Genomic DNA, 13,248 nt, shown 5'->3' on the forward strand with positions numbered 1-13,248 from the left:
CGACAGCGCCGGCCACAGGGCGGCCAGCAGCAGGCAGGCCAGGCTGGCGCGCACGAGGGCGGGCCGGCGCGCCTGCGCCGGGCAGGCAGGCGGGGGCGGCGACGGGCGCCGGGCCGGCGTTTCGCGCCAGCGCGCGGCCAGCCAGAACAGCAGCAGCGCCACGACGCCGAAGAACAGCCAGCCGTAGACCAGGTGGTCGACGCCCACGGCCAGGCGCATGTTGCTCAGGTGGCCCAGCATGACGATCAGGTAGGCGCGCACGCCGTTGGCGACGATGGGCACGAGCAGGGCGGCGGCCAGGATGGCCAGGCGCCGGCGCGTGCTGTGGAAGCGCAGGTGCGCGAACAGGGCGCCCAGGGCCAGGGCGGCGATCAGGTAGCGCAGGCCGCTGCACGCCTCCACCACCGACCAGTTGCCGCTGGGAAGTGAAAAATTGTTGCCATCGCGAAAGACGGGCACGCCCGTCCATTGCAGCGCCGTCACCGTGAAGGCGGCCGTGAAGTCGATCAGCGGTTCCAGGAAGACTTCGCCAAACGGCACGGCCAGGAACAGGTAGGCCAGCGGAAAGGCCAGTAGGCGCACGGCCGTCCAGCCGAGGATGGCCAGCACGCAGGCGGGCAGCATGGCCGTGGCCGCATATTGCTCGACCACCTGCACGTTGGCGGCGTCGGCCAGCAGCCAGGCCAGGCCCAGCAGGGCCAGCAGCAGCATGCCGCACGGCGACGGCCGCGGCGCCAGCGCGGCCAGCTGGGCGCGGCGGCGCCAGGCCAGCCAGGCGCTGATGGGCACGATCAGGAAGCCGTGGGCGAAGGTCTGCGAGCGCGACCATAGCTCCACCATCGACCAGAACGTGGCGTGGTACAGCAGCACGACGGCGGCCAGCACCAGCAGCAGGGCGGCCAGCCCCTGGCTGGCGTCGCCCGTCGCGGCGGGGGGCGTGGCCAGGCGGCCGATGCTGTCGAGTCGCACGTTCATGGGGACGGTTCCCGTGCCGGCACGGGCCTGGCCGCGCTGCCGGCCGCGCCGCTGCCGTCCGGCGGCAAGCCCAGCATGGCGCCCAGGCCGCGCAGGTTCTTTTCCCAGTCATGGTCCTGCAGCACCAGCTGGCGCGCCGCCGCGCCGATGGCCGCGCCCGTGGCGGCAGCGCCGTCGCCGTGCCTGCGCAGCACGCGCGCGGCATGGTGGATGAATTCCGTGTCGTTGCGCGCCAGCAGCAGTTCCAGCCCGGGCTGGGCGGCGATGCCTTCCAGCGCCTGCGGCGAGGCCAGCACGATCTTGCCCATGGCCATCGCCTCCAGCACCTTGTTCTGCACCCCGCGGGCGATGCGCAGGGGCGCCACGGCCAGGGCCGCGCCGGCCAGGTAGGGGCGGATGTCGGGCACCCGGCCCGTCACCGTCACGCCGGCCACCCGGGCCAGTGCCGTCACGGCGGGCGCCGGGCGGCTGCCGACGATATGGAACTGCAGCTGGGGAAACTCGCGCCGCAGGGCGGGCCAGACGCGGCGCACGAACCATTGCACGGCGTCGATGTTCGGCCAGTAATCCATGGCGCCCGTAAACACGAGCACCTGCGCGCCGGCTGCGTACGGGCCGGGCGCCGCCGCGTCCGCGCCGGGCGGCGGCAGGGGCGCGAAGTAGGCGGCATCGACGCCGTTGCAGAAATGCCCCGTCTTGCGGCGCGCCATGGGGGCGCATTGGCGGAACAGGGCCGCCTCGGCCGGCGAGACGAAGCTGGCGGCCGTGAATTGCTGGGCGATGTGGCGTTCGTACTGCAGCAGCAACTGCGCTTCGCGGCGGTACAGCTGCGACAGGGGCCAGGGCTTGCTGTCGCCGTACTGGCGCCACTTGTCGGAATCGACGTCGACGAAATCGATGACGCGGTGCAGGTGGCGTCCCGCGCTGCCGTCGAGATATTGCGCCATGGGCCCGGAATAGGCCAGCGCGTGGCGTACCTTGCCGCCCGACAGCACGCCATCGACCCATTGCAGCAGGCGCGCATCGCGGTAGTACTGCACGCTCATGGATTGGCGCGCCAGCAGGGCCCGCGCCGCGCGCCAGCGGGCCGCGCCGCGCCGCAGGCCGATGAAGCGCGTGCTGGCGCACAGGGCGGCCACAGCCTTCGCGTGCTGCCAGTCGTCCTCGTCGTCGATGAAGCAGCCCAGGTGGACGCGGAAATGCCGGCCCAGGTATTGCAGCATGTGCCAAGAGCGGATCTTGTCGCCCTTGTTGGGCGGATACGGCAGGCGGTGCACCAGGTACAGGAGTTCGCGCATGGGGTGTCCCGTCATTCAGCCCAGCTGCCGCACGATGTGCGGCCCCAGCAGGTTGGCCAGCGGCAGCGGCAGGCGGCGCCAGGCGCGGATGAACAGCGCATACTTCGGATTCAGGGGATTGACGTCCGGCAAGGCCGTGGCGCGCACGAGCCGGCAGGCGTAGGGCAGGGGCTGCGGCGCGAAGCCCCAGTTCTTCTTGAAGTCGTAGGCGCCCGTGCCCAGCTTGCTGCGGCCGAAATCGAACAGGCGGCAGCCGCGCGCGGCTGCGCGGCGCATCACTTCCCAGTACATGAAGTCGTTGGCGCCCGAGCCGCGCGCCAGCACGCTGCCGGCGCCGTAGTAGGGCAGCACTTCGTCGCGGAAATAGAAACTCAGCACGCTGGCCTGCGCCTCCTGGCCCGCGTACACGGTGAGGATGTCGCAGGCGTCGCCGAACACGCTGCGCAGCAGGGCGAAATGGCGGCGCGCGAAGACGGGCGTGCCCAGCCGGTGCACGCTGGCCGCGTAGAGGGGATAGAAGCGCTGCAGGTCGTAGTCGATGGCGCTGTGCAAGCCGTTGGCCATGCCCTTGCGCACGACGGCGCGCTGCTTGCGGGGGATGGCCAGCAGGTTTTGTTCGGCATCCGCGTGCAGGACGCGGCGGAAGGTGGCGTAGCGGGGCTGGTGCAGCCATCCCGCCTGGGCGTCGTCCGGCCTCCCTTGCCGGGTCTCGCGCCAGCGGTATTCCAGGTGGCCCACGCCGAGGCGCCGCGCCAGCGCCTGCGCGGCGGCGTCCAGCGCCTGGCGCGCTGGCGCGCTGGCGCCGGCGATGCCGCCGTACACGCAGAACGGCAGCGAGACGAGGGCGGAGCCGAACAGGCGGCTGCGCAGGTGCGCCAGCGGCAGCACGGCGGCGATGCGGCCATCCTGCTCGGCATACAGGAAATGGCTGTCGTGGCCGAAGCCCTGTTCCATGACGGTTTGCCAGCCGGCGCGGTGGAAGAAGGTGGCGTCCGGGCTGGCGTGGACGAAGGCATCCCAGCGCGCATGCGCCTGGGCCTGCGGCGGCAGGGAGCGCACCGTGATGGCGCCGGCCTGCGCGGCGGGTGGCGGCGCGGGGCGGTCGGGTGGCAGGCTGGCCTCGTGCATCATGTGTTTTCCAGAAAAATGCGGTCCATGCGGTCCCAGGCAAAGTCGTCCGTCAGGCGCGCCAGCCGCGCTTCCATACGGCCCAGGTTCAGGTAGTGGCGAAAGCGCGTCCTGGCGCTCAGGCCGGACGGGCGTGGCTGGCCGGGATCGAGTTCCCAGGGATGAAAATAGAATATGCCAGCTTGGCCGTCGCGCGAATTGATGCGCCGCAAAAGCCAGCGCGACAGTGCATATGGCAGCAGGCGAAAGTAGCCGCCGCCGCCGGCCGGCAGGTTGCGTCCGCGCAGGCGCAGCGTACTGACGGGCAGTTCCAGCAAGCCCTGCGGTCCCCGCGGGCGCCAGGCGAAGCGGGGCGATTCCGGCATGCCGTAATGGTCGTGGCGGATCGGGTAGATGCTGGAACTGTAGCGGTAGCCCGCTTCCAGCAGCACGTCGAAGGCCCACAGGTTGGCCGCGCCGATGGAAAAGCTGGGCGCCCGGTAGCCCAGCACGGCCTGCCCCGTCAGCTGTTCCAGGATGGCCTTGCTGCGCCGCACGTCGTCGGCGAACTGGGCCGGGGACTGTGCGCTGGCGCGCAGGTGGGCATAGCCGTGGCTGGCCACTTCGTGCCCGGCCCGGGCCACGCGCAGCAGCATGGCGGGATAGCGTTCGGCGATCCAGCCCAGGGTAAAGAAGGTGGCGTGGATGCGGCGGCGCGCCAGCAGGGCGAGGATGCGCTCGATATTCGCCTCGACGCGGCATTCCAGGCGGGGCCAGTCGGCGCGCGCGATGTGCGGCGCGAAGGCGGATACCTGGAAATAATCCTCGACGTCGATGGTGAGCGCGTTGCGCACGGGGGCGGGCGGGGTGGCGTGGTCTGGCATGGCGGCTCCTCAGAAGCGCATGGCGAGCGTGGCGCTGACGCTGTTTTCGCGGTAATCGCCGCCGCGGCTGCTGGTATGCCGCGTGTGGCGCACGTCGATGCTGGCCGTCATCTTGCGCTGCAGGGTGCGGCTGTAGCCGGCCGAGACGGTGGCGTTGCTGTCGCGCCGGGGCACGCTCAGCGAGCGCACGGTGGCCACGCCCGCATTCAGGCTCACGCTGCTGCGCGACGAGGCTTGCCAGGTCCAGCCCAGGTTGGTGCCGACCTGGCGCGTGCGGTCTTCGCTGCCCAGGTCCACGCCGGGCAGTAGCACGCTGTCGATGCCGCTGCTCGTCTGCGCCGTGCGGTCGACGGCCGTGATGCCGGCCAGCAGCGTGCTCTTCGCCGTCGCGCGGGCGACGGTCAGGCTCAGCTGCTTTTGCAGGAAATAGCGGTGGCTGAAGTAATTGATGGCCCCCAGCTCCGGCCCCAGGCCGCCGGCGTAGCGCAGGAAGGCGTCGATGCGCAGGCGTCGTTCCAGGTCGTTGGGGAAGAGGCCGCGCCACAGCTGGTCGAGCAGGCTGGCCGCGTCGCTGTTGCCCAGGCGCAGAAATTGCGCGGGCATGGTGGTGATGTCTTCGCCGTAGCTGAGCTGCCAGTTGGTCTGGCGCTGCAGGAAGCGGGCGTCCAGGCTGTAGGTGCGGCCAAAGAAGCGCCTGCCGGTGCTGAATGCCACGCTGGTGCGCGGCGACGGCGTCCACGTGCCGCCCAGCGACCAGAAGCGGCCCTGCGGCGCCTTGTCCGATGTCGTGTCGTAGCCTTCCTTTTCTGTGCCCACGCTGGCCGTGGCCGCCCACTTGCTGCTGAACGGGTAGCGCAGGCCCGCGCTGCTGCGCTCCATGCGCTGCGGCGCCACCTTGCTGTCGCGCGTGCGGCGCGCGTCGTGGCTGGCGTTCCAGCTCCAGCCGCCGCCGTGCGGCTCGCCGGCGAGCCGCAACGCCACCTCGTCGCTGTGCATGGACAGCAGGCCGCCGCCGCTGGTGACGGCACTGCGCGTGTAGCGCAGCTCGGCCGTGGCCAGGCCGCGGAAGCGGTGGCGCAGGTAGGGGCTGATGCTGACGGCGCGCACGGTGCTTTCGTTCGTCGTGCCCGGCAGCTCGTCGATGACCTGCGGGCCGAACGGCGAGATGCTGCTGCGGCTGATGCTGGCGGTGCCGTCGACGAACAGCCAGTCCTTCGCCAGTTCGGCGTCGGCCGAGGCGTTCAGCTGATGCTGGTCCGTGCCGGGCCGGTGCGCGTAGAGGAATTTGTGCCAGCTGTAGTCGAGGTGCACGCGCAGGCGGGGGCCGTTGCCGATGAGGGCGATGGCGGGGGCGATTTCCGTGATGAAGTCGGACTGCGCCTGGCCGCCCGGCGCGCGCAGGGCGTTGTCGGTATAGGTTTCGCGCAGGCGCAGTGACGGCTGCACCAGCCAGTCGACGGCCAGGGCCGGCAGGGGCAGCAGCAGGGGCAGGAGCGGCAGGAGCGTCAGCGGCGGCAGGGACAGCGGCGCGCGGCCCCTAGTCGTAATTGCCGTAGCCATAATAATCGTTGCCGGGGAACGATTTGGTCTTGTTGTAGATCAGGTGGATGTGTTCGCACGATTCGATCTGCCGCAACGCCTCCTTGACGGCGTGCTGGGTCGTCGTTTCCGCTTCCACCACCATCACCACTTGCCCCATCTGTCCCACCAGCGCGTGCGCTTCGCTGGTGATGAGCAGGGGCGGCGAGTCGAAGACGACGATGCGGTCGGCGTAGCGGCTGGCGATCTCGGCCAGCAGGCGGTTCATGGCGCGGCTGGCCAGCAGTTCCGTCGCATGCTTGTTGCTGCGCCCGGCGGGCAGGATGCTCAGGTTGGCCACGTTGGTTTTCAGGATCACGTCGGCCATGGCCAGCTGCGGGTCGAGCAGCACGTCCATCAGGCCCGGTTCCGGCGCCAGGCCCAGCACTTTCAGCACGGACGGGCGCGCCACGTCGGCGTCGACCAGCAGCACCGTGATATCCATTTCCATGGCGATGCTCATGGCCAGGTTGACGGCGCAGTAGGTCTTGCCCTCGCCGGGCATGGCGCTGGTGACGACGACGAGGTTGCCGTGGCGGATGGCCTCGGCGCCGCCGGCCCGCGCCAGGCGCAGCAGGGGGCGCTTGATGATGCGGAAATCCTCGGCCACGGAACTGCGCCCGCCGTCGTGCGTGAGCATGCCCTGTTCCTGCAGCCGGGCCAGGTTCAGGGGCCGGTATCGGGGCGACAGCTGCGCCGCCGCGGATGGGGCGTCCGTGCCGTAGGGCACGCTGGCCTCGGCCACGCCCAGGATGACAGGCTCCTGCCTGCCGTTGTCGCCGTCCTTGCTGCTCATCGTCGCTCCCGTGGCGTGGTCTAGAATTTGAGCTGCACGGCCGTCATGATGCCGCCGTACAGCAGGAACAGGCTGCCCAGGCAGGCGCCGAAGGCGTAGCGGGCGCGGCGCCGGCGCACCTGCTGCTGCGCCGTCCAGTTCATCGATACCGTGCCCAGCACGTTCAAGCCCGTCGCGTCGCGCAGCTCGGCCGGGCTGAGGAAGGTGGGGCGCACCTGGCTGATCAGCAGGGCCGTGGCGATGCCCGCCACCAGGGCCGCGCCCAGCGCAGCACTGAACAGCATCAGGCGGTTCGGGCCGACGGGCTTGTACTGCACCGTGGGCGGATCGATGATCTTGAAGGCCATCATGTCGGTGGTGGAACTGAGTTCGCCCGACAGCTTGGCCGCCTCGCGCCGGCCGATCAGCTTTTCATAGTTTTCCTTGTTGATGATGTAGTCGCGGTTCAGCTGGGCCAGCTGCGACTCCACCTCGGGCACGGCATTGCTCTGTGCCAGCAGGCGCTCGTTGCGCGCGCCGTATTCCTGCACGCGGGCGCGGATGGCGGCCACCTTGGCGTCCGCCTCCGTCAGGGCCACCTTCAGCTGCTGCAGCATGGGGCTGTAGTTCTTGCCCGGGTCGCCGGACGCGGCCTTGAGCTTGCTTTCCTCGATCTTGCGCTCTTCCAGCTGGGCGATCAGGCGCTTCGAGGCGATGATGTCGGGATGCAGCTCCGTGAATTGCATGCGCAGGCTGTCGAGGTTCTTGTTGAGCGAGGCGATGCGTTCGTCCAGTTCCGGATTGGTGATGGCTGCCGCGTTCGGTTCCAGGTCCAGCACGGGCTCGTCGCCCTCGATCTGGCTCTGGATGGCCTTGCGCGCCTGTTCCGCCTCCAGCAGTTCCAGCTTGGCATTGTTCAGGCTATCGGACGACATCAGCAGCTGGCTGCCATAGTCGATGCCCTGGCGCGGCAGCAGCAGGTTGTTGCGGATCTTGAATTCCTTGACGAGGTTTTCCGCCGCGCTCAGCTTGTCCTCGTAATTCTTGATCTGCTCGTCGATGAATTGCACCGCCTTTTGCGAATCGCCCTTCTTGCCCTGGAAACTGCCTTCGACGAAGATGGTCAGCAGGCTCTGCACGACGTCGCGCACGAGTTTCGGGTCGCCGCCGCTGTAGCTGATGGTGTAGATGTCGTAGGCATTCGTGCCGGTGATCTTGATGTTGTTCATCAGCTCGTCGAGCCGGGCCTCGTGCTCGCGCACGGTGCGCGTGTCGAGGTCCAGGTCGACCATGCGCATGACGCGCTCCACGTTGGGGCGGCTGAGCAGGGTACGGCTCATGATGGCCACCTGCTGCTCCGCGTTGGGCACGCTGGTCATGCCGGCCATCAGGGGCTTGAGGATGGTTTGCGTATCGACGAACACGCGCGCGCGCGTCTGGTATTCGTCGGGCAGGCTGCTGACCTTGATGAAACCGCCGATGGCCACCAGCCAGGCCACCAGCAGCGCATGCCAGCGGTATTTCCAGATGCCTTTCAGGCTGGAAAGCAGTTGCTGCAGCAATTCCTCCATGGCGCTTCCTTCAGGTAACGGTGCCGGACGGGCGGGGACGCCCGTCCTTGCGGTGCGGATATTGCCTGTTAAGTAAGCAAAGTATAGGGCGACTGCTGAGCAAGATTTCCCAAGATGATTGCTTCTTGATACGCCTCAAGGTTCCCTTGCCGCGTTTTAATAATCATAGGAAGTTCGCGGCCCAGGCTGCTTCTGCGCGGCCGCACGCGCCATCGACCCGAAGAGGCTCCGCATGAACCCGTTTCGCCGTGTCTTCCTACGCAACACGCTGGTCCTGGCGGGCGCCGCCGGCCTGCTGGGTGCCTGCCGCACGCGCTATCCGCTGGCGCCCGCCGACGACAGCGCGCCCATGCACGACTACCTGATCGGGCCGGGCGATTCCGTCAACATCATCGTCTGGCGCAACCCGGAAGTGTCGCTGACGGTGGCCGTGCGGCCCGATGGCAAGATCACCACGCCGCTGGTGGAAGACCTGGCCGCCAGCGGTAAGACGTCGACGCAGCTGGCGCGCGACATCGAGCAAGCCCTGGGCAAGTTCATCCAGCAGCCCGTGGTGACGGTGATCGTGACGAATTTCTCGGGACCGTATGGCGAGCAGATCCGCGTCATCGGCGAGGCGGCCAAGCCGCAGGCCTTGCCATACCGCCTGGGCATGTCTCTGATGGATGTGCTCATCGCCGTGGGCGGCGTCACCGATTTTGCCGCCGGCAACAAGGCCAGCATCATCCGCGTGCGCGAAGGCACGCAGCAGCAGCTGCGCGTGCGGCTCGACGACCTGCTGAAGGATGGCGATATTTCCGCCAACGTCATGATGCGGCCCGGCGATGTCCTGCTGATCCCGGAAAGCTTTTTCTAGGCGCGATGGCAGGCTGTCAAAACAGCACTTATATTTGTCATTTTGTACTTGCGGGCAAATTTCAGCGTGCTATTTTGCTATGAAAACGTAAATTTCTTTTGTTTTTTTAAGCGATAACGGGAACTTCTCCAGTTTTTTGCTTGTCACAAGGCATTGGCTTCAGTCCGTTTCGACGGCGGCCGATGAACGTGAGGACAAGATGAGCTTTGAAGATGAACCCATTATTTCCTTCGACACGCCGGGCACATTCAACGACCTGGTGGTGGGCGAAGGGCAGATCGATCCGGCCATGGAGCACGAGCTCGACCTGCAGCGCTTCCATATCCGCATGGCCAATTCGCGCGGACGGCGCGAGGCGGCCAGTTTGCTGATCCGCAAGATGTACGGCTGGCGCGGCTATGCCGTTGATCCCGGCATCGCGCATGCGCTCAACAAGATCACCCTGTTCGCGGAAACGGCGGGCACCACCGTCGGCACCATGACCCTGTGCCTGGACAACGACGAGACGGGCTTGCCCGCCGATGAAAACTTCCGCGACAAGCTCGACGACCTGCGCGAGCAGGGACGGCGCCTGTGCGAACCGTCGCGCCTGGCCATCGACAAGGGCGTGAGCAAGCGGGTGTTCGCGGCGCTGATTCATATTTCTTATATCTATGCCCATAATATCCACGGCTTTACTGACTACGTGATCGAAGTCAATCCGCGCCACGTGGTGTTTTACAAGCGCATGCTCGGTTTCAAGGACTTCGGCGGCGAGCGCGAGTGTACGCGCGTGGGGGCGCCGGCCGTGCTGCTGCGGCTGGACCTCGACTACATGGGCGCCCAGATCCGCAAGTACGGCGGCCTGATGGAACAGCATGGGGGTGAACGGTCGTTTTACCCCTTTTTTTTTCCAACATGGGATGAGCCTGGCATTACCGACCGCCTGCGGCAGGGGCGCGACTGATGCCTCATTTATTTTTCAGCAAGAGTTCCTGCATGTAGCTGCCGGGAATGGCATACGTGATGCCGCTGGGCGCGCTGATGGCCGTCTCTTTCAAGCCCTTGACGTAGACCATGTTGACGATGCCGTAGACGACGCCCGTGGCAGGATCGTACAGGGGGCTGCCGCTGCTGCCCGGATACGCCGTCGCGTCCAGCTGGAACACGGTGTAGGGCGATTTTTGCAGCTGCGCCAGGCGCCGCGTGTCGAGCCGCTGCGCATTTTCGCTGGGCATGACCACGGGCGCCAGCGAAGACACGGTGGCGCGGTGCGTCACGTGGTGCAGGCCCAGCAGCACGCCCAGGGGAAAGCCCGTGAAAGCCATGGCTTGCCCTTCGCGCACGCCGCCCGCATCGCCCAGCGCCAGGGCGGGCAGCGGCGTTCCCGCCAGGCGCAGCAGGGCCAGGTCGTGCTCCATGTCGACGGCCAGCACCTTGGCGGGACGAAATTGCGCCGCCTGGCCTTGGCCCATGAGGATGCCGATGACTTCGTCCGGGTTGGCGTCCAGCAGTTTCTGGATGACATGGGCGCAGGTCAGCACGCTCAGGCCGTCGCCCGCCGCGAATCCCGTGCCGATGAACTGCAGCGGCGGCGTGCGCGTCTTTTGCAGGCTGCCCACGCCGACGATGGATGGCTTGACGCGGGCGACGACTTGCGCCAGCGCATCGTCGGCGCGGCAGGGGGCGCCGGCTAGCAGCAGGCCCAGGCAGAACAGGACGGTGGATGGGATGGCGGTCATGGGGATGCCCTTTCGGCGGGTGGGGAGGCGGCGGGTGCCACGTCCTGCAGCAGCGCGCACAGCAGCGTCAGCTGGCACAGCAGGGCGATGCGCGGCACGTCGAGCAGGCTGTCGAACAGGCCGACGACGAGAAAGCCGGCCAGCGCGGCGGCGCAGGCCAGGGCGCCGTGCCGGACCGGGCCGGCCTGTCCCGCCTGGCGCAGCAGGCGCAGGCTGGCCAGGCTGAACAGGCCCAGCATGGCCAGCGCGCCGCACCAGCCCGTTTCCACCAGCAGGTGCAGCGCCAGGTTTTTCACGTGCCACGGCAGGTGGTGGTGGTCGCTGCTGAAAAACCAGTAATTGTTTGCCTGCGAAAACTGGCCGTTGGCGATCAATTCCTCGCCGCCGGGCGCGCGCAGGCTGAGGTTATCGATGTCGATCACCGACGAGGTCGCCGTGCCGCTGGCCGCCAGCTCCAGCTGCACGGGTGGGCGCAGCAGCCAGGGGCCGGCGCCCAGCCAGGCACTGTCGAAGGCGGCTTCGCCGTGCTGCCACGCCGCCGGCGGCGTGCCCGGCGGCGGTGCGGGCAGGCGCAGGGGAATGTCCACGCAGTTTTGCGCATACAGCAGTTGCCGCTGGCACAGGCGCACCTGCAGCGCGGGCATGGCGCCGCGGCGGCGCGCGTCCAGCTCCAGCGTGTAGCGCGTGTCCGGCTGCACGGGCAGGCGCTGCAGCAGGCGCAGCAGCTCGCCATAGCCCGCGCTGTAGCCGGGGCTGGCCAGGCGCACGTAGCGGTTTCCCGCTTCGTCGGCGTAGCTGATGCTGGCCGGCACCTCGCGCAGGGGATTGTGCCAGTAATACGTGGCGGGAAAGCTGCCCAGGCCCATGCCGAACAGGCGGCTGGCCCAGCCGGGCGGCTGCATGGCCAGCACCTGCTGCCAGTGGCGCAGCCGGCCGTGCATGTCGAACGCCGTGGTGGCGAAGCGTTCGCTGGCGTAATAGCTGGCCGAGACGGGGATGGCCAGCAGCAAAAGCATGCCGGCCGCGCCCGCGATGCCCACGCTGGCCCGGTCCAGCCGCCACAGGGGCGGGCGCAGGCGCCCGTTGCCCAGCATTAGCAGGGCCAGCAGCACGACGAGGCCGGCAGGCGCCAGGGCCCGGCTACCCGCCCAGTGCCAGCCTATCCAGCACAGATTGCAGGCCAGCAAGGTCCACGCCAGCATGGCCAGGGCCAGCCGCGCCGGGCGTGGCGCGGCGCCGGCGCCCGATGGCCACAGGGCGCCGGCCAGCAGCACGCAAGCCAGCAGGAAGAGGAAATACGGTCCCTTCAGCCAGCCCGCCGCCGCATGGCCGGCCGGATCGGGCCACCAGCTGGCCAGCACGGCTTGCAGGCACAGGGCGCACAGCACGCTGGCCGGCGCCAGGCGCCACGGCAGCGGCCGCGCCGCCAGCACGAAGCTGGCGCCCAGCAGCACGACGGCCGCCGCCAGGCCCCGGTAGCCGGCCAGGTGGAACAGAGACAGGAGCAGGGCGGCACCTGCGCCCGCCAGCAGCAGGCCCAGCAGCATTGCCCGCCAGGGCGGCGGGCCGTGCCGCGACGGTGACGCGCGCCGTCCCGCCGCCAGCGCCTGCCACAGGAACAGCAGCACGCCGGTCAGCATGGCCGCGTACAGGCCCCGCGAAAACGTGGCCAGGGCCCCATGCAGGGCCAGGCCCAGCAGCAGCAAGGCCAGCGCGCCCTGCCAGCGGCTGCGGGCACGCGCCAGCCACAGGGCGGCAAACGGCAGGCTCAGGGCCAGGTAGCCGTCGAGGGCGGCACCGCCCGTGTGCATGGCGGAAAACGGCGCCGTGATGCGGTAGTCGCTGGACATGTTCAGCAGGCCGGGAAACACGGCCCGCTCCCACAGGGCGAACAGGGCCACCATGGCCAGGCCCGCCAGCATGCCCGGCAGCGCATAGCGGCACAGGGCGCGCGCGCTCGCGTCGCGCAGCAGCATGGGCAGCAGCAGCAGGCTCCAGGCCCAGGCTTTGCCCAGGCGCAAGCTGTTATACGGGCTCAGATAATTATCCCAGGCATTCAGGTCCACGGGCGCCAGCGGCAGCAGGCCGCGCAGCAGGGCCGCCAGCCAGGCCAGGCTGCACAGCAGCAGGCACAGCCAGGCAGCGGGCGCCAGCCGCGCCGCCGCCCGCTGCGCAGGGTCGCCCAGGCGCCAGTAGCCGCAGGCCACCGTCAGCAGCAGCAGCACGTCGATTTCCTCGAGGAAGAACCAGCCCGTCCACGGCGCCAAGTCCAGCACGGGCAGCAGGGCAGGCAGGCAGAACAGCCAGCTGGCGGGGCGCCAGCACAGCAGCAGGAAATAGGCGGGCAGCAGGGCGGCGAACAATAGGCAGGGCCAGCCATGGCCCAGGGGATAGTTGCGCAGGGCCAGCACGCAGGCCGCACCCGCCACGAGGGCCAGCGGCCGCGCCGCCAGGCTGGGCAAGGCCGCGTGCGCCCGCATGGC

General features: G+C 68.8%; 11 protein-coding genes. 2 read left to right on the top strand and 9 right to left on the bottom strand.

Features of this window, described 5'->3' with window-relative positions; all coding sequences use genetic code 11:
• From xrtA to AC07VL_RS26430, 7 genes are all read right to left on the bottom strand, one after another.
• Window positions 1-975 (bottom strand): exosortase A (xrtA, locus tag AC07VL_RS26400; RefSeq protein ID WP_494808483.1); only part of this gene is annotated, 975 nt, incomplete at its 3' end.
• Window positions 972-2,273, bottom strand: coding sequence for a TIGR03087 family PEP-CTERM/XrtA system glycosyltransferase (locus AC07VL_RS26405; protein WP_494808484.1), 1,302 nt, complete (start codon window positions 2,271-2,273; stop codon window positions 972-974). The genes AC07VL_RS26405 and xrtA, both read right to left, overlap by 4 nt.
• A 15-nt stretch (window positions 2,274-2,288) precedes the next feature.
• A complete protein-coding gene (locus tag AC07VL_RS26410; RefSeq protein WP_494808517.1) occupies window positions 2,289-3,401 on the bottom strand; it encodes a FemAB family XrtA/PEP-CTERM system-associated protein in 1,113 nt (370 codons plus the stop codon).
• A complete protein-coding gene (locus tag AC07VL_RS26415; RefSeq protein WP_494808485.1) occupies window positions 3,401-4,264 on the bottom strand; it encodes an XrtA system polysaccharide deacetylase in 864 nt (287 codons plus the stop codon). Before AC07VL_RS26415 ends, AC07VL_RS26410 begins: the two co-directional genes overlap by 1 nt.
• Window positions 4,265-4,273: 9 nt before the next feature.
• Window positions 4,274-5,824, bottom strand: coding sequence for a TIGR03016 family PEP-CTERM system-associated outer membrane protein (locus AC07VL_RS26420; protein ID WP_494808486.1), 1,551 nt, complete (start codon window positions 5,822-5,824; stop codon window positions 4,274-4,276).
• Window positions 5,802-6,638 (bottom strand): XrtA-associated tyrosine autokinase, encoded by an 837-nt coding sequence (locus AC07VL_RS26425; RefSeq protein WP_494808487.1) that lies wholly within the window; start codon window positions 6,636-6,638, stop codon window positions 5,802-5,804. The genes AC07VL_RS26420 and AC07VL_RS26425 overlap by 23 nt, the downstream gene beginning before the upstream one ends.
• Window positions 6,639-6,658: 20 nt before the next feature.
• Entirely contained in the window at window positions 6,659-8,188 is a 1,530-nt protein-coding gene (locus AC07VL_RS26430; RefSeq protein WP_494808488.1) for an XrtA system polysaccharide chain length determinant, read from the bottom strand.
• Window positions 8,189-8,420: 232 nt separating this feature from the next.
• On the opposite strand from AC07VL_RS26430, the gene AC07VL_RS26435 reads away from it, so the two are divergent.
• Window positions 8,421-9,044 (top strand): XrtA/PEP-CTERM system exopolysaccharide export protein, encoded by a 624-nt coding sequence (locus AC07VL_RS26435; protein WP_290608050.1) that lies wholly within the window; start codon window positions 8,421-8,423, stop codon window positions 9,042-9,044.
• Window positions 9,045-9,243: 199 nt separating this feature from the next.
• Window positions 9,244-9,990: an N-acyl amino acid synthase FeeM domain-containing protein gene (locus tag AC07VL_RS26440; protein ID WP_494808489.1), complete on the top strand. Its 747-nt coding sequence runs from the start codon at window positions 9,244-9,246 to the stop codon at window positions 9,988-9,990.
• A gap of 4 nt (window positions 9,991-9,994) precedes the next feature.
• Here the strand turns inward: AC07VL_RS26440 and AC07VL_RS26445 are convergent, their stop codons facing one another.
• Window positions 9,995-10,765: a S1 family peptidase gene (locus AC07VL_RS26445; RefSeq protein ID WP_494808490.1), complete on the bottom strand. Its 771-nt coding sequence runs from the start codon at window positions 10,763-10,765 to the stop codon at window positions 9,995-9,997.
• Window positions 10,762-13,245, bottom strand: a complete 2,484-nt coding sequence (locus AC07VL_RS26450) for a hypothetical protein (RefSeq protein WP_494808491.1) — start codon at window positions 13,243-13,245, stop codon at window positions 10,762-10,764. The genes AC07VL_RS26445 and AC07VL_RS26450 overlap by 4 nt, the downstream gene beginning before the upstream one ends.
• Window positions 13,246-13,248 lie beyond the last annotated feature (3 nt).

The organism is Janthinobacterium sp. GW821-FHT03C08 (assembly GCF_059420905.1).